General features: G+C 35.5%; 22 protein-coding genes. 5 read left to right on the top strand and 17 right to left on the bottom strand.

What is annotated here, in order from left to right:
- The first annotated feature begins 64 nt into the window (after positions 1 to 64).
- The 3 genes from BTOYO_RS16880 to BTOYO_RS16870 all read left to right on the top strand — a co-directional run bounded on the left by BTOYO_RS16880 (position 65) and on the right by BTOYO_RS16870 (position 2,420).
- A complete protein-coding gene (locus tag BTOYO_RS16880; protein WP_000495004.1) occupies positions 65 to 1,009 on the top strand; it encodes a methyl-accepting chemotaxis protein in 945 nt (314 codons plus the stop codon).
- Positions 1,010 to 1,141: 132 nt separating this feature from the next.
- Positions 1,142 to 1,954, top strand: coding sequence for an undecaprenyl-diphosphate phosphatase (locus BTOYO_RS16875; RefSeq protein WP_023441149.1), 813 nt, complete (start codon positions 1,142 to 1,144; stop codon positions 1,952 to 1,954).
- A 178-nt stretch (positions 1,955 to 2,132) separates the two neighbouring features.
- The gene (locus tag BTOYO_RS16870) at positions 2,133 to 2,420 is read left to right on the top strand and encodes an antibiotic biosynthesis monooxygenase (RefSeq protein ID WP_000471244.1); all 288 of its coding nucleotides are present in this window, start codon (positions 2,133 to 2,135) and stop codon (positions 2,418 to 2,420) included.
- An 86-nt stretch (positions 2,421 to 2,506) separates the two neighbouring features.
- Here the strand turns inward: BTOYO_RS16870 and BTOYO_RS16865 are convergent, their stop codons facing one another.
- Positions 2,507 to 2,710, bottom strand: a complete 204-nt coding sequence (locus tag BTOYO_RS16865; RefSeq protein WP_001268335.1) for a hypothetical protein — start codon at positions 2,708 to 2,710, stop codon at positions 2,507 to 2,509.
- Between the two features lie 172 nt (positions 2,711 to 2,882).
- Between BTOYO_RS16865 and BTOYO_RS16860 the strand changes: the two genes are divergently transcribed.
- On the top strand, positions 2,883 to 4,034 hold the full coding sequence (locus BTOYO_RS16860) for a VanZ family protein (protein WP_023441148.1): 1,152 nt from the start codon (positions 2,883 to 2,885) through the stop codon (positions 4,032 to 4,034).
- 7 nt (positions 4,035 to 4,041) lie between these two features.
- Here BTOYO_RS16860 and BTOYO_RS16855 read toward each other — a convergent pair whose 3' ends face one another.
- From BTOYO_RS16855 to bdhA, 6 genes are all read right to left on the bottom strand, one after another.
- A complete protein-coding gene (locus BTOYO_RS16855) occupies positions 4,042 to 5,355 on the bottom strand; it encodes a D-arabinono-1,4-lactone oxidase (RefSeq protein WP_000948671.1) in 1,314 nt (437 codons plus the stop codon).
- Complete coding sequence (locus BTOYO_RS16850; RefSeq protein ID WP_000373788.1) at positions 5,343 to 6,515, bottom strand: amino acid deaminase/aldolase; 1,173 nt, start codon at positions 6,513 to 6,515, stop codon at positions 5,343 to 5,345. Before BTOYO_RS16850 ends, BTOYO_RS16855 begins: the two co-directional genes overlap by 13 nt.
- A gap of 106 nt (positions 6,516 to 6,621) precedes the next feature.
- Positions 6,622 to 7,623, bottom strand: a complete 1,002-nt coding sequence (gene sph, locus BTOYO_RS16845) for a sphingomyelinase C (protein WP_000837526.1) — start codon at positions 7,621 to 7,623, stop codon at positions 6,622 to 6,624.
- Positions 7,624 to 7,696: 73 nt separating this feature from the next.
- The gene (gene cerA, locus BTOYO_RS16840; RefSeq protein WP_000731003.1) at positions 7,697 to 8,548 is read right to left on the bottom strand and encodes a phospholipase CerA; all 852 of its coding nucleotides are present in this window, start codon (positions 8,546 to 8,548) and stop codon (positions 7,697 to 7,699) included.
- 264 nt (positions 8,549 to 8,812) lie between these two features.
- Positions 8,813 to 9,157, bottom strand: a complete 345-nt coding sequence (locus BTOYO_RS16835; RefSeq protein WP_000947914.1) for a potassium channel family protein — start codon at positions 9,155 to 9,157, stop codon at positions 8,813 to 8,815.
- 119 nt (positions 9,158 to 9,276) lie between these two features.
- Complete coding sequence (gene bdhA / locus BTOYO_RS16830) at positions 9,277 to 10,329, bottom strand: (R,R)-butanediol dehydrogenase (RefSeq protein WP_000645833.1); 1,053 nt, start codon at positions 10,327 to 10,329, stop codon at positions 9,277 to 9,279.
- Positions 10,330 to 10,554: 225 nt separating this feature from the next.
- Here bdhA and BTOYO_RS16825 point away from each other — a divergent pair, with 225 nt between their 5' ends.
- Entirely contained in the window at positions 10,555 to 11,709 is a 1,155-nt protein-coding gene (locus BTOYO_RS16825; RefSeq protein WP_000873261.1) for an MFS transporter, read from the top strand.
- An 18-nt stretch (positions 11,710 to 11,727) separates the two neighbouring features.
- Here the strand turns inward: BTOYO_RS16825 and BTOYO_RS16820 are convergent, their stop codons facing one another.
- From BTOYO_RS16820 to rbsR, 10 genes are all read right to left on the bottom strand, one after another.
- Positions 11,728 to 12,057 (bottom strand): hypothetical protein, encoded by a 330-nt coding sequence (locus BTOYO_RS16820; protein ID WP_000964464.1) that lies wholly within the window; start codon positions 12,055 to 12,057, stop codon positions 11,728 to 11,730.
- Positions 12,058 to 12,073: 16 nt separating this feature from the next.
- Complete coding sequence (locus BTOYO_RS26550) at positions 12,074 to 12,361, bottom strand: hypothetical protein (RefSeq protein ID WP_225988027.1); 288 nt, start codon at positions 12,359 to 12,361, stop codon at positions 12,074 to 12,076.
- 375 nt (positions 12,362 to 12,736) lie between these two features.
- Positions 12,737 to 15,136: a M6 family metalloprotease immune inhibitor InhA2 gene (gene inhA2 / locus BTOYO_RS16815; protein WP_000823000.1), complete on the bottom strand. Its 2,400-nt coding sequence runs from the start codon at positions 15,134 to 15,136 to the stop codon at positions 12,737 to 12,739.
- 444 nt (positions 15,137 to 15,580) lie between these two features.
- Complete coding sequence (gene fsa / locus BTOYO_RS16810; protein ID WP_000667666.1) at positions 15,581 to 16,228, bottom strand: fructose-6-phosphate aldolase; 648 nt, start codon at positions 16,226 to 16,228, stop codon at positions 15,581 to 15,583.
- Between the two features lie 34 nt (positions 16,229 to 16,262).
- Positions 16,263 to 17,189: a ribose ABC transporter substrate-binding protein RbsB gene (gene rbsB, locus BTOYO_RS16805; RefSeq protein ID WP_000758982.1), complete on the bottom strand. Its 927-nt coding sequence runs from the start codon at positions 17,187 to 17,189 to the stop codon at positions 16,263 to 16,265.
- Positions 17,190 to 17,203: 14 nt separating this feature from the next.
- A complete protein-coding gene (locus tag BTOYO_RS16800) occupies positions 17,204 to 18,139 on the bottom strand; it encodes an ABC transporter permease subunit (RefSeq protein ID WP_001074641.1) in 936 nt (311 codons plus the stop codon).
- Positions 18,140 to 18,141: 2 nt separating this feature from the next.
- Positions 18,142 to 19,626: a ribose ABC transporter ATP-binding protein RbsA gene (rbsA, locus tag BTOYO_RS16795; protein ID WP_001217695.1), complete on the bottom strand. Its 1,485-nt coding sequence runs from the start codon at positions 19,624 to 19,626 to the stop codon at positions 18,142 to 18,144.
- 18 nt (positions 19,627 to 19,644) lie between these two features.
- Complete coding sequence (rbsD, locus tag BTOYO_RS16790) at positions 19,645 to 20,040, bottom strand: D-ribose pyranase (protein ID WP_000716145.1); 396 nt, start codon at positions 20,038 to 20,040, stop codon at positions 19,645 to 19,647.
- Positions 20,037 to 20,933: a ribokinase gene (gene rbsK / locus BTOYO_RS16785; protein ID WP_001132873.1), complete on the bottom strand. Its 897-nt coding sequence runs from the start codon at positions 20,931 to 20,933 to the stop codon at positions 20,037 to 20,039. The genes rbsD and rbsK overlap by 4 nt, the downstream gene beginning before the upstream one ends.
- Positions 20,934 to 20,946: 13 nt before the next feature.
- On the bottom strand, positions 20,947 to 21,918 hold the full coding sequence (rbsR, locus tag BTOYO_RS16780; RefSeq protein WP_000104025.1) for a ribose operon transcriptional repressor RbsR: 972 nt from the start codon (positions 21,916 to 21,918) through the stop codon (positions 20,947 to 20,949).
- Positions 21,919 to 22,048 lie beyond the last annotated feature (130 nt).

Raw genomic sequence — 22,048 nt, 5'->3', positions numbered from 1 at the left:
ATAAAAAATGCTAAAATCCAAATATAGAGAAAATATAACTTCCAAAGGCGGTTGAAATAAATACATGTTTACTCAAAAGAAATCACTCCAACATAAAATTGATCAATTAGAAGATCGTATAAAAGAATTAGAGGCTGAATTAAAACAAAAAGACATTGAAAAACAAAATATGATTTCTTCTATCCATGACCGTGTGCAAAACGTCATTCAAGAGCATCAACTTGTAAATAACCAGCACCATACACTCCAAAATTTAATTCAGCAATTAAACTCGTGTTTTGAAAATGTTTCAACACGTACAACAAATTCTAATGAATTAAATAGTGAAATGTTACAAAAAGAACAAAGCTTAATTCAGTCTATTGAAGAGATTATTGACTGCTCTAATGAAGGAAAAGAATCTGTTCACCGTTTACTTATTGTAATTAATAAATTAGGTGAACAATCTCAGCGCACGTCTAACAGTATGAATCATTTAAGTGAACGCTCAAAAGAAATCGAACAAATTGTAGAAGTCATTCAAAACATTGCAGCACAAACAAATTTACTTGCGCTAAATGCAAGTATTGAAGCAGCGCGTGCTGGAGAGCACGGTAAAGGGTTTGCGGTTGTTGCCAATGAAGTAAGAAAACTAGCAGAAAGTACGGCAGAGAGTACAAAGAATATTGGCAACTTAACGAAAAAAATTCAAGAAGAAATTGAAAAAGCATACGAAAACACAAAAGATAATTTACATTTAGTCGATGAAGGTGTAGAAATGAGTGCCGATACAAACGCTAGAATCGAAAACATTTTAATTATGATTCAAACGTTACAAAATGGTGCTACAAATGTTATTCAAGCAATTGAAAACCAAAAATCTTGTAATGATGATATATTAAGAGAATTTGCAAACACTCAACAAATGTTCCAAAAATTAAATACTACTATTATGAACCATATTCATGATGCAGAAAAAGTCGATGTTCAATTGACTAATGGTCTTCAAGAAACAGTATCTTCTCATTAACAATAAAAACCCCCTTATATCGCTATAAGGGTTTTTATTATATTTCGAATATTTATTTCTTCCCAATATTCATCTATATCTTTGTTATAATGGGAAAGTTGTTTCTTTAGACTAATTAACAAGGAGGATGTTATGGAACAATTTTACTACATTTTAAAATACTTAATTCTTGGTCTGTTCCAAGGACTAACAGAACCAATTCCGATTTCTTCAAGTGGTCACCTCGTTTTAGCACAACATTTGCTAGGACTAAAAATAGAAGGATTTAGCTTTGAACTACTTGTTAATTCAGCTTCATTACTAGCTGGATTACTTATTTATAGAAATGATTTAATTCGTCTAACAAAGAATGGTCTATCTTATATATTTACAAGAGCAGAAGATGCAAAATCAGATTTCTTCTTCATTATTTACCTTGTAATTGCAACTATTCCAGCAGGTGTAATTGGCGTTTTATTTAAAGATTATATCGACCAGTACTTAAAAGGCGTGAAAATGGTTGGGATTTCCCTTCTTATTACCGCTGTCGGTCTTTGGATTATTAGAAACTTACGCGGGCGTAAAAATGATGGTGACCTTTCTATGAAAGATGCAATCATTATCGGATTAGCTCAAGCTTGTGCACTTATCCCTGGAATTAGCCGATCTGGCGCTACAATTGTAGCAGCGATGTTACTCGGTATGAAGCAAGAGACCGCTCTTCGCTTCTCATTCTTACTATATATTCCTGTTAGCTTAGGTGGGTTATTGCTAAGTATTACAGATATTGCTAAAGATCCTAATTTAGACACATTATTCGTACCATATATCGTTGCGTTTATAGCAACATTTATCATGACATATATTTCATTAAAATGGTTTATGAACATTATGGCAAAAGGAAATTTAAAATATTTCTCTTTCTATTGTATTATCGTAGGGGTACTTACTATCATTTTCTTATAAAGTAAACTTACAAGTTTAAAGCGAGTCATTCTACTACACTAAGATGGCTCGCTTTTTTATACTTCTATTAAGTTGAAGTGCCTTATTTACTTTAAATTTTCAGAATAGTATAATATTAATTATGTTCCTACTAATAAAAATCCGTCTTCTTTACTACTATTATAAAAGAGGTGTTCCTATGTTTATTGTTACTAAACTAATTCATATTAAATATGGCTATGAGAATGATTTACTATATTCACTTAAACAATATTATCCATCAACTGGAACAAATGGTTTTATTAACATAGAATTTTCACATATGCATCGTACAGATGATGGAGCAAAATATATGGTCCGTATGTTATGGAAAACACAACAAGATTACCATGCGTGGCTTTCTCAAAGAAACGAAAATGAAACTTGGAAGCACAAAATGCAAAACTATATCCTTTCTTCCACATCCAATGCTACTTATATGCATTAAACTTCACTCGATATTCCTAAGGAGCTTTTCCTAATATAAAATGATAAAACCCTCTTACCTTTTCTCATCCAGTAAGAGGGCTTCCCTTATTTATAAACTTTCTTTTCTTGACAATACAAACGAATAACATGTTTATTTTGTTGAAATACATCATGCGTTAGGCGGATAATAATAAAATTTCGTTTTGTTTGATCATCATGAACAAAAACCTGTTCTCCCTCTTGAAAACGCCACACACTTTCAAAAGTTGTAATATGATCCCCACTTACAGAAAAAAGCTCATATCGCATATCTTGTACCCTCTCTCAACTTATAATAATCACAATATCCTTATATTAAATTTAGTATAACTTAATTCCATTAAAATTTATAATTTTTTCTATTTCAAAATATTTTAATTTTGTTTTAAGGTTCTTTTAACGTTATAATGATAAACGAATTTTCATTGAAAGGAGCCTCATTTTGACTGCATATTTATTTCCAGTAAAAACAGCATTTATTTTATTTCCTTTTTTAGCAATGTTTCTCTTAATACCTTTTTTAATATTTAACTACCGAAAGTATGGTTATTTAAATAAATGGCGTTCATTTATTTTGTACTCATTATTACTTTACTTATTAAATGCCTATTTTCTTGTGATTTTGCCGTTACCACAAACATATGATACTTGTAGCCTACAACCGGCTAATACGCAGCACATACAACTATCACCATTTTATTTCATACAAGAAATTAGTAATCATACTTCGGCAATTTTAACGAAACCAGCTACTTATTTCTATTTATTAAAAGAATCTGCGTTCTTACAAGTAGCATTTAACGTTCTATTAACCGTTCCATTCGGTGTTTATTTACGTTATTATTTCCGACGTAGTTTCTTACAAACAGTTTGTATTTCTTTTTGTCTTTCACTATTTTTCGAACTGACACAGGTAACTGGACTATACGGTATATACAATTGTGCATATCGCTTATTCGATATCGATGATCTATTTTTAAACACATTAGGCGGCGTAATTGGTTTTATCATTGCACCAATATTTACGTACTTCCTTCCGAAAACAAGCGAATTAGATAGTCATATTGATTTAGAAACGAAACCAGTTGGATTCGTTCGTCGTCTTATCGCTATGCAAATTGATTGGCTGTTCTTATCTATCGTCGTTCCTGTCATTAAAAATAAAGGAAACTCTCTATTTATTTCTAATATCCAATCTTACACAAATGTATACGAACTCCTTTTCATTACATGTTCAATCTTTATTTACTTTATTATCATTCCATACTTTACAAATGGAAGAACGATAGGAAAAGCGTTGCTTCGTATTTACATTAAAGGAAAATCAGATCGTATTACGATGAAGGAACTATTCATCCGTTACGGTATATTCTATTTCGTTTTAGGTGGAATCAATTATATTCTTTCTAGTAGCTCTATCTTAAATTTTACAGAGCCTTTAGTATTACTAGTTATACTGTTATTCCAATTCGTAATTAACGGCATATTTATTATTCATGTTTTCTTACATGTATTTAGCCGTGATAAGTTACTATTCTACGAGCATATTAGTCAAACAAGAAATGCGATTATACTAAAAAAAGCTGACAAGTAATATTTTGTCAGCTTTTTTTCATAATCGTAAATAACTTTTCTGTATAAGGGTTTAAAAACATTCCTGTTTCATCTAGCGACTTCCTCATTTTTAGAAACGAATGCAATTCTGGATATATGTTTTGTAACTTTTCGTATGTTAACGTATGCATTTTCCCCCAATGTGGACGACCTTCATATTTCAGAAAAATTTTCTCCACTTCACCAAAATAAGCGGCATACTTCATACCTTTATACATATGAACGGCGATATATGCCGAGTCCCTTCCATACGCTGGACTAAGCCATATATCATCACCTTTCACGTAGCGACATTCAATCGGGAAGTGCACCTTATACTTTTTCTTTTCAATAAGACTTGAAATTTCTTCTACAACAGCTCTCATATGCTTTGAAGGGACACTGTACTCCATTTCATAAAATGGAACCGTACGTGATGTAGCGAACACTTCATAGCTTGGGCCAATTATTTTTGTGTTTGGTGCAGCCTTAGCTGATAATCGACTTACTCCTTTACTTATGGAAGGAAACCATTTGCACCCTTTAGATAACAAAGAGAACATCCTATTTTCAAGTAACTCCACCTTTAGTTTATGCCATTTTAAATCAGTTCCTTTACTCGTTGTTTTATTTGTAAACTTCACCTGTACTTCATTTGAATAAGGAAAAACAAAAAACTCAAAATGACGATTCTTCTTATATTCTTCTAGCTTGTTCATTACAGTAGATAGTGACTGTTTTTCGCTTTCATAAACGAGCGAATATGATGGGATAATCTTTAATTTTATCTTTACGATGATACCTAGCATTCCAAGCGATAACTGAAATGCTTTCCAATATTCGACGTTCTCGGTTTCTGAACAAACTATACTCTCACCTGTTGATAAAACTGTCGTAATCTCTATAACTTGTGTTGATAAACTCCCAAAGTTAACACCCGTCCCATGCGTCCCCGTACTAATTGCTCCTGCAATAGATTGTGAATCAATATCCCCTAAATTTTCTTGTGCATAACCTTTTTCTTCAAGTAACTTCCCTAGGTCATGTAGCTTTGTTCCTGCCCATACTTCGGCAACCATCTTCTCCGCATCAATATTCACAATGCCCTTCAATTCGTCTAAAGAGACTAAAATTTCTTCTGTTTGCACGAGAGGCGTAAACGAATGCCCTGAACCGACAACACGAATTTTCTTCCCTTTTTTTTGTGCAAGCTCTACAACTTCTACTACATCTTGTATAGTTTCTGGATACATCGTATAATGCGGCGTTCCTTCTACATTCCCTGTCCAATTTCTCCATTTTTTCCCCTCTATAGAAAGCATTGGCCATCCCCCCGATATGTTGAATACTCCCCAATAATCTTCCCTTGTTTCACACGATACAGAATTGGAAAACGCTCACATAATTCTCCAGCTTTACTATGACGAAACAATATAGAATCTCCTATATCCACTCGCTCCTCGCCGTTATAATGAACGGGAGTTTGTGCTTCACCAGCACCTTCTAAATCTAATAGTTTTGCACCATCTGGTCTCCAAACCTCAGGCTCTTTATCTTTACCAACTGCGCCTGAAGCAATATATCCACCACCTAGGCAAGTATAGATAAACGGAGCTGGTTTACGTACAACTGGTAAAGCAAATCCGACAGCTGGATGAAATTGTACTTCTTTATAATAGTCAAACAGTCTAGGGGCATAAAAAGCAGAACCTACTGTAATCTCTGAAACTGAGTTATCTTGCTCAGTTGTTTTTATACTTCCTGTTCCCCCCCCATTTACAAACCTAAGTTCAATACCAAGGTTTTGTATTTCTTTCACGATACGTCCTCTTCTTTCTTTAACTTCTAACACTGATTTCTTCTTTAAATAAGAAATTACTTTACTTTTTATCCATTGATTCGGTATATAATCTCCAACCCCAGCAATTTGAGCTTCATATCCCATTACACCATCTAGTATTAAAAATGATGAGTCCTTCACTTTTTCTACTATTTCCAGAGCGCTCCGCACATCTTTTACCGGGGATCTTTTTACACCAAAATGAAATTGAAAAAAACGGCTACTCATATCAATATCCAAACAAACACGAAAACACCCTTTAGACTTCTCAGCAATTTTTTCTAAATAAACAATATGGTCTTCACAGTCCACCATACAAGTTATAATAAGCCCTTTCTTTGTTAGCAAACTAATTTCATATAAAGCCCTGTCATCATAAGCTGGATATCCTAATAATAAATCATTAAATCCTTGTTCAATTAAAAACAAAGCCTCTCTAGGTGAAAAACACATAATACCTTGAAATCGGTTGTTTGTAGCTAAAATCCGTTTCATAATTGGAACGGATCGTAATGATTTACTCGCTATTCGAATCTTTTTATCGCCACTTAGCTCTATAACCGATTGAATATTTCTTTCTAAAGCTACTTCATCTAAAAATGCACACGGTAATGGAACTTCTTTAAAAATTCCTCGATCCACATTTTTCGCTCCTCTTCTATATATGTCTTATACATATTGGAAAGAAAGAGTGATTTTCCTGTTTGCAAATAAAAAAAGTTTCTTCTTTACGAAGAAACTTTTTTGACTACTTCATAGAAATAGTAGCCTCTACTGGATAATGATCAGAGTAATCATTATACGTATATTTTTTAAACCATGATGTAACAGTCCATTGTGGAGATTTCGGCTGTAACACTTTATTTTCTATATGCGATGGGTTCGCATGATCTTTACTTGCAATAATATAATCTAAATACTCGGCAGGGCTATCGGGGAAATTGTATTTTGCAATACTGTTTGTCGTCGCATCCCAAGTCGCTGTATGTCCAGTATAAGATGGAATAGAAGCATGTAATGTTTTAAACATAGATGCATACTCTGAATCACTATTATTCTCAGCGTTTATTTTATTTACGTTCATATCTCCACCAATTAACACATACTCGTTATTTGGTATATTTTTATTTTTAATAAATTCTTGAATTTCTTGTAGCTGTTTTGTACGTACAGATGCAGGTGAAGTTTTTCCACACATACTATCTTCAGCTTGTAAATGCGTCCCAATTACATGAACAAAACTATCATTTCTCTTAATTTTCGTGTATACAAATCCTTTATTTGATAAATTATCTGGTCCGCAGCCTTTTTCGAATACATATTGAATTTTTTCAACGATTGGCCATTTACTCACAATCGCAACGCCCCCATCTTCAGGAGTCGAAGATGAATAGTTCCCTAATGTTTTATCCCATTCGTTTCCACTACTACGACCTAATACCGCCGTTTGATTTGGATATTCTCTCTTCAAATTTCCTAACAAACGATCTGAGGCGCTATTATCAAACACTTCATTTAATATAACAACGTCCTGATTCTTTATATAACCTGCCGCTCCAATTAAATCAGCACGCTCACTTTGTCCCCAATTCGGATATAAGTTTGTTGATAGCATGTACACGTTATGCGTCATTACTTTTAATGTATTATTTTGATTTGTAGGCGTTTCTGCTTGAGCTGAAGATCCACTATATAAAGCTCCTAAACCAATTCCAAAGCTAAGTACACCTTTTAGCAATTTACTTTTCACGTTTCATACCTCCATGTGTATAGTGATAAAAAGGCCAAATACTCTATTCTGAGATTTGACCTTTTTTAAATACTTAACGATTTCCGTACGTATCAAACCAAAGCTGGATGTATCCAGCAGTAACACGTTGTGCATCCATTAAACGCTTACCTGTCATTGGTGTAACTTCAGCGCGCCATTTATCTGCATAATCTTGCGATACAGCAGCTCTCACGAACCAATCTTTCGTATTATCATTTACAATGCCAGCGTAATCTTGTTTCGCAACTACTGCCGCTCCATGAATCCAATCTTCTGGATTTGTACCTTTCCAGTTCCAATATCCATTTCCATCCGTTACTTTGTAATTATCTTTTATCGTATCTACAAAGTTTTCATATTTAGAATGGAACCCTTGTGGATACGAAAGATTTGTAAAGTTTGCCGCATGCATCGGTTGGTTTACATCTCCTAAATAATGAAGAGATAATCCTAAATAGAAGAATGCTTGTTTCATATCTTTATTTTTGTATGACTCACCAGCTAATTTAAAATATTTAGCTCCAGTTTCCTTCGCCTGCTTTGCATATGGAATATACGTTTTCCCGTTATCAGGGTCATAGAAGTGTGAAGCAAATGTGCTATTATCATAATAAGGATTTTCATAGTCAGCAGCATAAATACCATTCTCTAACTCCGTACGCCATTCATTTAATAGTGCAACTCGCTCTTGTTTTACAAGTGTTGTATTACGAGACATAATATCCATTGCACGGTTTACAATCCATAAATGAGAGTTTACGCCTTCTTTATGTTTATCTTCAGCAGACCAGCGCGGAATAACGCCTACTCTCTGTCCTCCATCGTTTTCATGAGCAAACGCAACACTTTGTAACGGTGCTACTAACGTAATAGCTGCTGCTAAAGCAAGAACTTTCTTTTTCATCTGAAATCCTCCATTTTATAATTGAATTATTGTAAACATTTTGCTAGGATCCTATGATGTCGTCTGGTTAACCTATGACTAGAATATCCCACCTTTCATAAAATTTCTATCACTAAATTAAAATATGCAAATGTTCATATCATTATAACTTTATACATAGTGAATATAATGAATGAATGCACTTACATTGTAATAAAGTATTGTTAAGCTACTGCAAATACTTGTCTAAACTAATGTAAAAAAAGAGTAAAACAATTACATGCTTTACTCTTTTCTTCTATTCGATAATATACTTGGTAGTTGCACATTAACCGCCAACTTATGAATAAATCCAAACACTAATCCAATCCCGATAAATATGTATAGTATCGTAAATATCTTCCCAAAATCAGTTTGAGGACTAAAATCTTTATCGCCTACAGTTGTCAGTGTCACAACACTAAAATATAAAGCATCAAGGATACGTAATCCCTCCACTGTGCTATAAAAGATTGTACCCGATATTAAAGTCAAAATTGTTAATACGAATAAAACTTGAAATTCTTTATCCTTCCACGCTCGCAAACAGGCTCTTAGCATACGTTTCAATGTTAAAAAAAATGAAAGCATTCAACTTTCCCTCCCAACCAAAAGTACATTTAGTCAAAGGAAAGTCTATCACCTTTCCGTATAGAAAAAAAGTAGCCCTCTTCTATTTCTAGAAAAGGACTACTTTTTTCAATTCTTTATTATTTGGGTGAAACAAGAATTTTCACTTGTGTTTTATCTTTTACAAGTGCTTCAAATCCTTCTTCAACAACTTGATCCACTGTAATTTTTTTCGTAATTAATTTCTCTGCTTGAATTTGACCAGAGCTAATTAATTTAATAACAGATGGGAAGATGTGACGGTATCCAAGAATACCGATAACTTCTTTTTCTTTTAATACAAGGTTGTTCGGAGTAATTGTTGCATCTTTTTCCCATACGCTAACAATTACCGTTTGTCCTTCGAAACTTGTACTTTCAATTGCTTGACGTAGTACAACTTCAACACCTGTTACTTCGAAGCTAACATTTACACCTAAACCGTTTGTTAAGTTACGAATTTCTGCTAATACATCTTGAGTTGCTGGATTTAATACGTAATCCGCACCTGCTAATTTTGCTAACTCTTGACGTTCTTTAGAAAGTTCAACTGCGATAACAGGAGTTGCTCCTGCTGCTTTAGCTGCTTGGATAACAAGAAGTCCAATTGGACCACAACCAAATACTGCTACAGCTTCCCCTTCTTTTAATTTACTTTGACGTACTGCATGAACTGCTACTGCTGCTGGTTCTACAAGTGCACCTTGTTCATACGTCATTTCATCTGGAATATGATGAACCATATCTTCTGGTACTACTGTATATTCAGAGAAGCCACCGCCGTCTCCACCAAGACCGTGGAAAACAAGCTGTTCACAAACATTGTAATGTCCATGTTTACAAGCTTCACATTTACCACAAGAATAAATTGGTTCTACAACAACGCGGTCTCCCACTTTATGAGATGTAACACCTTCACCAATTTCAACTACCTCACCACTAAATTCATGACCTAAAATAACAGGTGCTTTCACATGTGTTAATGGGTGCTCTTCTGTCGGAATAAAAATTGGCCCTGCTAAATATTCATGCAAGTCTGTCCCGCAAATACCACACCATTTAACTTTAATTTTTACTGCTCCTGGTCGTACAGTTGGTTCTGGTACTTCTTCTACTCGTACATCACGTTGATTATGCCAAAGTAATGCTTTCATTTTAAACATCCCTCTCTATGTATATACTTAACCTGGTGAAGTTTACAAATCTATTATAATACTTATATCCATATATTTCAAAAAAACAATCTCATTTTCACTAAATTTTAACAAATAACGTTCAATATTTTGTCACTTTGTACTTTTTTCCACATCTGTTAATTCAATTTCATTGCAGTTGAAATTAGCAGTATGCCATAATAGCATAGGAGAGGTGAATATCGCTTGAAATATTTTATTTACTTTATTGTTATCGTAGCTTTTTTAGATACATTTTCACAATTACCTATTATGAGTACGTTCGCTCAAAGCCTTGGAGGAACTCCTCTTATTATTGGGCTAGTTGTCGGTATGTACTCATTTGCTAATATGATTGGTAATATTATTGCTGGAGCTGCCGTCGATAAATTTGGTGCAAAAAAAATACTTTATATAAGCATGGGATTTACGAGTTTCATAGTCTTGTTATATACCGTTGTTCAAAGTGGTGAACAACTATTAGTTGTGCGCTTTATGCACGGTTTTAGTGACGGATTTTTAATTCCTGCTGCCTTTACATTTTTATCAAAACAAACAAATTCAGCAAAGCAAGGTAAGGCAATGGCTCTATCTGGTGCTGCTGTTGGAACAGCGGCTATCGTAGGTCCTGCTTTCAGTGGCATTATGAAAGCGACAGCTGGAATAGAATGGGTTTTCATTACTATTTCTATTTTAATGGTTCTTGGTACAATCGTATCTCTATTCTTCTTACCAAATAACGTGTCAAGAAAAAATACATCAAGAACACAAATGATGAACAAAGAAGATATGTTTGAACTATTGAAATCAGAACCGTTATTACAGGCATATATTGGTGCTTTCACTCTAATGTTTTCACAAGGAATTGTCACATATATGTTACCAGTAAAAGTTGAGGCATTAGCACTTAAAGCATCTACAACAGGTATGATGCTAAGTGTATTCGGAATTACCGCTATCCTCTTCTTCTTACTTCCAACAAATCGTATTTACGATCGATTTAATCGCTCAAAACTAATGCTAATTGGTATTGCAGTAATGGCATTAGCGTTATCTTTACTTGGATTATTCGCAACAAAAGGCATGCTCTTTATCGTTATGATGATTTATGGCATTGGATTCGCTATCCTTTTCCCATCGATAAATGCATTACTTGTTGAAAATACGACAGATGATAATCGCGGGAAAGCCTTCGGATTATTTTATGCATTCTTCTCATTAGGAGTTGTTGCTGGTTCCTTTACAGTTGGAGCAATCGGGGCATCACCTAGCGTCAGCTTCATTATCGGAACTGCATTCTTATTAACCTTTGCCAGTATGATTTACGTAAGAAGCAAAGTAAAAAAGACAATGATGGGTTAATTCCATCATTGTCTTTTTTTAAAATGCATATTGATATAACCCATAATATAACGGCAAAGTTGGGATCACACCAATTAATTTGAATATAAAAGGTAGCGGTTCATCCTTCTCTTCATATAAACGTAAAATAAAAACGGCACTCAAAGTCCAAATAATGCTAAACACGAAGATGCATTTCCAAACGATTGAGGTTAATATTTCTACATCGAAGACAAAACCAAATAGCCCTATCCACGTAATAATGGACACTACAAAATCAAATTTTTGAATTGGTGTTTGAAACATCCCTCTTATTAATGAAGTAATAGTTAATATCGCTACAATTACTAAATAAATTTTCCACAACATAATGATAAGCTCCTGTTCAATTTTTCACTTTCAATAAACCATACTTAATAAATAAGCTGGCATTATATTTTTCATAGAAATAATACAACGGATAACAAAATAAGAAGAAAATAAGTACGGTTGGTACATTGTCTATAATAGAAAAATATTTTCCTAGCAATTCTTTAATGCTCTCACCAATCATAATAAACAGTGGGATTATACAAATTGCCGCTAATATTAAACATGGCGTTATCCTTATTTCTTTCAGCTTCACCTTACAATGTGGACACCTTAATGAAAAAAGATGTGGGATGTCGATAATATGTTATGCAGTAATATTTCCTTCACACTGTGGGCATACAATTGTTTCTTTCATTTATAACTTCTCCTTTCTACTCACAAAAAAAAGCTCTATCGAATAGAGCTCTTTTTTCGCCTAATATAGATTACTTTTGCGTATAACCAAGTAATACTGTAAATAAGCTTATGTATAAAAGCAATACTACTTTCTTCCTTAAAAAAAGAAACTGAATAAATACCGACGATACTTCGACAATTTCCTCGGAAATATTTCCTTTCCCCACATAATTTGATACACTACATATGAACAGACACTTGTATTACATAAACTAAAATAATAACTTACTGTACAAATTAAAAAGCACATTCTCCATATGAAGAATGTGCTTTTATTTTATTAACGCTTAATCCAAACAGCACCTGCAGACTTATCCTCTGCTTGTCCAACAACTTGGAATTTAAGACCAAGATTTGGCACTTTTCGTCCTGCATCAGCAATTTGCTTGTTACTGTATACTTTTGAATCATCAAATGTTGTAACACCTTGTAATCCAGCATAATTAAACTGTCCACGTGTTAATGAATTTACACTCCATGCTGGTGTTTGATCAAATGAAAATGCAGCGTCTGCAATTTGCATGCCTGTATTACCGTACGCTGGTTTCCCGTTCAAATTACCAACAAACGCTTCTGGATGAGAGTCTACAACCCCAAGGAATCCTTCACCTGGATGCACCCCAACCCAGTTATCTTTGAAACTATCATCTGCATACCAAACGACAAGACCTGTATTGTATACCGGACCTCTTCCTGCTTTTAATCCATTATCTGATCCAGCGTAGTTTCTCCACTCTAAATAATAATAATGAGCTTTCTTCTCTGTCCCATCAGAAACAACGAATCCATTTAACTGCATTTTTGACTGTCCTTCTGCATCATCAGAAAACACATCTTGTCCATCAACAGTTACACTTACATTATCCATCGCGAAACCTTTATATGTTACAGCTGGATCTGTAATGTAGTCGAATTGTAGTTTCACTTTCTTCCCTTTAAATTGACTTAAATCGTATGATTTATCAATCCATTTCCCATCTGTTGTATCTTTATCTCCTTGTACTACTTTTTCTCCAAGTCTATCAATTAATGTTTTTGTTCCATCTTCTGTTACTGCATGTACTTCAACAAAATCGCACTCTGCTTCTAACTCATAATTTGCTTTATAATCGAATTTTGCATTTGTTCCTTTTGTTAAATCAAAGAATGGTGTCTCTAGTGTTGTGTGCATATCATCTCCTCTTGTACTATAATATGCATGCTTTCCAAACTCAGGTTTAATCGTTTCAACACTCTTACCTGGCAAATTAACACGTACAACACCTGGACGATTTGATTTCGTAACACTTTGATCAATATATGTAGGAATTCCTACACCACGCTTAATTTTATCGTAATCTACTTCTAAAATTTTCGCCCAGTTGCCACCCATATTCTTTTGTAAGAAGTCTTTATTTTGTGGTGAAAAACTAGTCGGCTCTGTTCCTGCAATTTTTCCTGTCCAACTGCCTCCACTCATTAATGACCAAGCTTCAACAGGTGAACCATTTCCAGTATATTTCGTATCATATTCATCCGGTAAACCAAGGTCATGTCCAAATTCATGTGCAAACACACCTACAGCGCCATCTTCTGGTTCAATTGTGTAATCATGCGCTGCTACTTTTCCACCAAAGTAATCTACCTTTGATTTTGTCCCTTCAATCGCTACTGGATCTGTAGCTAATTTTGAACGATGTGACCAAATTGCATCATCACCTAATTTACCGCCACCAGCTTCTTGACCAACACCAGAATGAATTACCATTAAATGATCAATTACACCGTCAGGTTCATTTTGATTCCCATCGCCATTTGTATCATATCTATCGAATTGATCGAACTGAGATAAGTCTAACCCTTTCTCAGCAGCTGCATGTAAAGCTTCCTTCACTAAATCACGTGCACCTTTTGGTCCTTTATTATCGTGACCACTGCTACCATCAGCTCCATAATCAGATGCTTTTCCTGGAACAGTTAGCCACTCCGTTACATATCCGTCTGTCGTATAGCTACCGCCAGACTGCTCTTCATAATATTGTTTAAACGTTTTTACTTTCGAACCATCAAATAATGTATAAGGCTCATTACCAAACAACATCTTTTGATAATGTTCTCTACTAAAGTCTTTCGAATACATATAACCTGGTGTTTGATCAATATTATTATGTTTATAATCACTAAATTCAACGAGTAGCACTAATACTTTATCAGATCGAACAGATCCCTTATATGGAGCTTGCTTTGCCTTAGAAGTTGGAACTTGTCCATTCAATTGCTTTTTATTTGGTTCCGGCTTTTGCTCAGGGCTAACATTTTTTTCAGCCTTCTTTACGTTCTCCTTTTCTTCCATCTTCTTCTCTTTTACCTTTTTCACGAAATCAGATGCTTCTTTTGCCGTATCCTCTGGAAGAATTTCTTTATTCGCTTGATCTCCTTGCTTCTTTTCAATATACTGCTCGACAGCTTTTTTCGTCTCTTCTTTAGAAGATGCTGGATTAATTGTTCCTCTTTCTTTCAGCGCTTCCGCTAAACGATCTTCTTGAATTAAATTGTAATCAATTGGTGTTGTAGACACATTATCTTTTTCTTTCGCTGGCGTTTCTGCGTATGCTAACGGAGCACTCATTACAGATGTACATCCGATAATTGCCGCAATTGCTAACGTTGATAGTACTTTAAATGGAGCTTTTCTTTTCATCCTCTGTCTCTCCTTTTATAAAACTTAAAATTCAGATAAATAAGTGCATTTAAATCGAAATCCCCGCTTTCTACCCTCCCTATATAAAAAGGCATAATTCTATAAACGTTAAGCTTTCTGTTATAGAATCATGCCCTCCAGTTTTCTGGTCAGACCCTCTATCTTTTTATCCCACTATTTGCTGGGCAGTAAGACTCCCACCTCAAAATTCGACGAACGCGAGGAAGTTAGGCGGGAGATAACTTCCCGTAAAAGCCCGATGGGGGATGACCCCCCCACTGATTAAAGTTTTACTTTATATCGAAATATAAAAAATAAAGAGTGATTTGTATATATTAAATAGCTTATATTAAAAATTTAAAAGACAATATGCAAAATTGCATGAAAATTCCTTCAAATAAAAAAAGAACCCTAGTCAATTAAACTAGGATTCTCGATTTCATATTATTTCTCTTGTGTTTTTTCCCAATCAGCTAAGAATTTCTCAATCCCTTGATCTGTTAATGGGTGCTTCACTAATGAAGCAATTACGTTTGCTGGGATTGTTGCAATATGTGCACCATTTAGTGCTGCGTCAGTTACGTGAACGCTGTGACGTACAGATGCTGCAATGATTTCTGTTTCAATGCCGTGAATTGCAAAGATTTCTGCGATTTGGCGAATTAAGTCCATACCGTTATGACCGATATCATCTAGGCGACCTAAGAATGGTGAAACGTATGTCGCACCAGCGCGAGCTGCAAGTAATGCTTGAACTGCTGAGAATACTAATGTAACGTTTGTACGAATTCCTAAATCTGAAAATGCTTTTACTGCTTTTAAACCTTCCGTTGTCATCGGTACTTTTACAACAACGTTTGGAGCAATCTTCGCTAATTCTTTTCCTTCTTCAATCATTTTATCAGCTTCTAAGCTAATTACTTCTGCACTTACAGGTCCTTCTATAAAGCTGCAAATTTCACGAATACGCTCATGGAAATCTACGCCTTCTTTTGCTACAAGTGATGGGTTTGTCGTTACTCCAGCTACTACGCCTAATGCATTTGCCTCTTTAATTTCGTTAATGTTTGCTGTATCAATAAAGAATTTCATTTGTTATTCTTCCTTCCTAATTTTCATTTTATATTTATTTATTTTTTTTAATAAGCTCTAATTCAATCGGAATAGATTTGTCCACTTTTTTACCTTGTGTTATTTCTTTTGCTGTTTGCATCGCCTTCTCTCCGATTAATTCCGGTTTTTGAGCGACTGTTGCAGCCATACGCCCATCGTTAACCGCTTTCACAGCATCGTCTGTTGCATCAAATCCAACAACTACTACATCCGTTTTCCCAGCAGATTTTAATGCCTCAAGTGCCCCTAATGCCATTTCATCGTTATGAGCAAATACCGCTTTAATATCGCTATTCGCTTGCAAAATATTTTCCATAACAGATAAACCTTTTGCACGATCGAAATCAGCTGCTTGTTTTGCTACTACTTTTAAAGACTTATCAGCTACGTTATGGAATCCTTTCCCACGCTCACGAGCAGCTGAGGATCCAGGGATTCCTTCTAACTCAGCAACGTTCGCTCCCCCGCCAACTAATTCACGAATGTAATCACTAGCCATTTGACCACCTTCGATATTGTTAGAAGCAATGTGCGAAACAACTTTACCTGAATTCGCAACGCGGTCTACTGTAATAACAGGAACATTCGCTGCATTTGCCGCACTTACTGCTGAAGCAACAGCATCTGAATCGGTTGGATTAATAACAACTACGTCCACACCTTTTTGAATTAAATCTTCAACATCGTTCGTTTGCTTTGCTGCATCGTTTTGTGCATCAACAGCAATCAATTCAATGCCACTATCTTTCGCTTTCTTTTCTGCACCTTTTTTCAAAGTCACGAAAAATGGATTGTTTAAAGTTGAAACAGAGAATCCAACTTTAATAGTTTTATTTCGACCTTTATCGCTAGAATCCTTTGCCCATTCTGGTGGTTCCATTGAACAACCAGCAGTAATGACCATAATACATGCAACGAGTATAAGTAACCATTTCTTCATGAACTGCCCCTCCATTACGCTTCTTTTCGACGATCAATTAATACAGCTAGTAAGATTACAAGTCCTTTTACAACTTGTTGGAAGAAAGAAGATACACCTAATAAATTTAAACCGTTATTTAGTACACCGATAATAAGTACACCGATGAATGTACCAACAATCCATCCTCTTCCTCCAGAAAGACTTGTCCCTCCTAATACAACTGCTGCAATTGCATCTAATTCGTAAGAAGTACCCGCAGTCGGCTGTGCTGAATCTAATCGTGATGTTAAGACAATACCTGCAAGCGCTGCCAAGATTCCGGAAAGACCGTAAATCATTACTTTAATTCTCGTAACATTAATACCTGATAGTGCTGCTGCTTCTTCATTTCCACCAATTGCAAATGTACGGCGACCAAATGTCGTTTTCTTCAAAATGAAGTACAGCACTGCGAAAGCGATCATCATTGTAACAGCTGGTACCGGAATACCAAGAAAATAACCGCGGCCAAACATTTGGAACATTAAATGATCACCAAGACCAGTGATCGGACGTCCGTCCATATAAACAAGCGTCAACCCACGAAAAATAGTCATTGTTGCTAAAGTCGCAATAAATGGAGCTACTTTTCCTTTCGCAATGATGATACCGTTTACAATTCCCATTACAAGACCAGCAAGTAGTCCAACTGCCATTGCAAGGAACGGGTCCATGCCACTTGCCATCATTCCAGCAACAAGTGCACTTGATAATGCTAAAATAGAACCTACCGATAAGTCAATACCCCCTGTTAAAATTACAAAGGTCATTCCGAATGCAATAAGCGCATTAATCGATACTTGACGCAGTATATTAAATAAATTTGGAATTTCAATAAATGCTGGATTTAAAGCTGTAATTACGACAATAATTAATACTAAACCGATTAAAGAACCGAGTTGTTGTAATACATTCCCCTTCTTAGCCATCCTTACTCTCCCCCTGTAGCTAGTGCCATTATAGACTCTTGTGATGCCTCATCTTTCCCTAAAATACCGCCGACTTTTCCTTCATGAATAACAAGAACTCGATCGCTCATCCCTAAAACTTCGGGCAGCTCAGATGATACCATAATAACGGCATCTCCTTGTTCAGTAAGCTTATTCATAATAGAGTAAATTTCTTTTTTCGCTCCAACATCCACACCTCTTGTTGGCTCATCTAAAATGAGTAACTGCGGATGAATACCTAACCATTTCGCAATTACAATCTTTTGCTGATTTCCACCAGAAAGAGATTTCACCGCTTGCTCTCCACTAGATGCTTTCACATTAAGAAGTTTCATCATGTCCTCTGTAAACTGTTGTTCTAGTTCGTTACTAAGGACACTTCCCTTTGAAAGACTTTCTAAATTCGGTAACGCTAAATTTTCTCGAATTGAGAAATCTAACACTAATCCTTCAGACTTTCTATCCTCTGTAATAAAAGCAATTCTTTGTCTAATTGCATCTATCGGACTATCAATCTTTACTTCTTGTCCGTTTATAAAAATTTGTCCAGAGTCTAAAGGTTCATATCCAAATATCGCTTTCATAATATCTGTGCGACCAGCTCCCATCAAGCCAGCTACACCAAGAATTTCACCTTTTCTAACTTGAAACGAAACATTTTCAAATTTCCCCTTTTTCGTTCCGTTACGCATTTCAAAAATTACTTCACCAATTTGACTATTTCGCTCTGGGTAACGTTCACCAATGCTGCGCCCCACCATCATACTCACTACTTCATCAAATGACGTTTCCGGAATTAATCTTTTCCCTACATATTCTCCATCACGCAAAATTGTAATAGCATCACATATTGAGAATATTTCTTCCATGCGGTGTGAAATGTAAACGAATGAAACCCCTTCTTTACGTAACTTATTTATAACTGTAAAGAGCGTTTCAATTTCACGATCCGTCAGTGCCGCAGTTGGTTCATCCATAATAATAACGCTTGCGCTTGTCATCAATGCTTTCGCAATTTCAATAATTTGCTGTTGTCCAACTGATAGCTCTCCTGCTAACATAGCACCTTTTACATGTAATCCTAGCTCCGCCAATTGCTGCTGCGCAATCGCGTTCATTTGACGAGTACGTAAAACACCTGTTTTCCCATACATTAACTCTTTACCGAGAAACATATTTTCAGCTACTGTTAAATTTGGCAATATGTTCAGTTCTTGATGTATAAATGCAATGCCGTACTCTTCCGCTTCTTTCGCATTTTTAAAAGTGCGTTCTTGCCCATCAATCGTGACTGTTCCACCATCTTTTGTATATACACCTGTTAAAATCTTCATGAGCGTCGATTTACCCGCTCCATTTTCCCCCATCAATGCATGGACTTCTCCTGCTTCAATCATAAACTGTGCATTCTTCAAAACAGGATTTCCACTGAACGCCTTTGAAATGTTTTTCATTTCAATACGCATTCTCATCACTTCCCTTTATTAAAAAATCACGCCTGCATGCAAAATTACATTGGCATAAGGCGTAGCCTCTCCTGTACGGATAATTGCCTTCGCTTTTTTTGTATTTTCTTTAAATTGTTCATGTGATACATATTCAAATGCTGGTTCTTTTAATTGCAGCTCAATCTCTTTATTTACTTCCGCATTATTGATAATGACTTCTTCTGCTAACGTCACTTTTTCAATTGCCATATCATCAGCTACAACTTGTAATACATCTAAAAAACTCGGCTTTCCAAGTTCAACAGCTAAATCAATTCGCTTTACTCCATCAGGAATCGGTAATCCGCAATCAGCAATTACAAGCGTATCTGTATGTCCGAGTGAAGCCAGGACTGCCGCAATCTCACTGTTTAATACACCGTGCTTTTTCATCCGACAATCACCTGCACTTCACGTACTCTATCTCTCGTCGGCATACCGCCTTGTGCCCCAAGTTTTGTTACAGAAAGGCCTCCAGCAATATTCGCAAAACGAATTGCTTTTTGAAGCGTTTCTCCTTCAGAAAGTGCAACTGCTAACGCACCATTAAATGTATCACCAGCTCCAGTCGTATCCACTACATCAACAGCAATGCTAGGAATATGTAGAATCTCCGTACCATTATGGAAACGAACACCGTTAGAACCTTCTGTCATCAATAGTTTATTTGGATATTTCGCCAGTAAATCTTCAATTGGTGATGTAAAATCATCTAATACAATGCGGCACTCATGTTCATTTGGCGTAATATACGTTGCCTTTTCTAATATGTCTTCTGATAACACTTGTGCTGGCGCTGGATTCAACATAACTGGAATTTTATGTTCTTCGCAAATAGATAGAACATTCTTTACTGTTTCAAGCGGAATCTCTAATTGTAGAACAACCATATCAGCTTTTACGAGAAGATCTTTTGAACGATTTACAACCGATTCATTCACAAGAGCATTTGCTCCTTGTACGACAACAATACTGTTATCCTCTTCTGCTAAAACGATATGAGCAATTCCTGTCGTTCTATCTGTAACCGGTACCACATAGTCGATAAAAACACGTTCGTTCTCTAAATTTTTTCTAACTACTGTTCCGTAATCATCATTTCCTACTGCTCCAACCATTGCTACATTGGCACCTAATCTAGCTGCAGCAACTGCTTGGTTCGCCCCTTTCCCTCCTGGGATCGTATGAAATGCTTCACCAATTACTGTTTCTCCTGCTTTCGGCCGTTTCTTTGAAACAGCCACTAAGTCCATTGAAATACTACCTACTACTGCAATATTTGGCATCTGTTTCATCTCCTTACTTCGTTGTATTTCTTTCTATAATTTTAATCGGTAAACGATAGTGTTTCTCTTCCAATGCATTTCCTTCCATTTGCTCTAACAACAACTCTGTTGCAATTTTCCCCATCTCATATATTGGCTGTGCAACAGTTGTAATAGATGGATACATCATTTCTGTTAAAGAAATTCCATCGAATCCGATAATTTGTAAATCGTCAGGAATAGCCATTCCTTTTTGAAGTGCAGCCTTTACAATACCAATTGCAATTAAATCATTCCCAGCAACAATACCATCAATATGCGGGTATTCTTCTAATAATTCCATTGCTACACGCTCACTATTTGCTGGGTCAAATGTACTCTCTGCAATCATATATGAAAGATTATTTTGCGTAATGATATCTACAAAACCTTCAAAACGCTCATTCGCTGTACTTACATCACGTGGTCCACGAATATGTGCAATATGTTTGCATCCTTTATCTATTAACAACCTTGTCGCATCCTGACTTCCTGCATAGTTATCAGCATATACAGTAGGAATACGCTCATTAAACATACGGTCAATCGCAACGACTGGAACTGATAAATTCATGTAATTTATACTATTTTGTGGATTCGTTGCTACAATAAATCCATCTACATTATTTTGTCTAAGTACATCAATGTATTGTTTCTCTTTTTCTAAACTTTCATCAGAGTTACAAAGGACAACTGTGTAACCTTGTTTATGTGCTACATCTTCTACGGCACGTGCAACTTCTGGAAAGAATGGATTCACGATATTTGGAACTACTAACCCAATTAAACGAGATTTTTTATTATATAAAGAACGCGCTACTGTACTAGGTTTATAATCTAGCATTTCAATTGCTCGTTCTACTTTCTTTAACGTATCCTCATGAACATATCCATTTTTATTTAACACTCTGGAAACGGTCGCAACAGATACTCCCGCTAATTTCGCAACGTCTTTAATCGTACTCATTCTCTTTTCTCCTCATTTCATGTAACCGTTTACAGAAAATAATATAACGCATTTATAAAAATACGTCAATCATTTCTCACAAAAAAGCTTTTAAGGTTATACTCAAAAAAGCATCGCCTAATGGCGATGC

This window comes from Bacillus toyonensis BCT-7112 (assembly GCF_000496285.1).
Classification (GTDB): Bacteria; Bacillota; Bacilli; order Bacillales; family Bacillaceae_G; genus Bacillus_A; species Bacillus_A toyonensis.
This window is presented reverse-complemented; position numbering and strand designations above follow the sequence as displayed.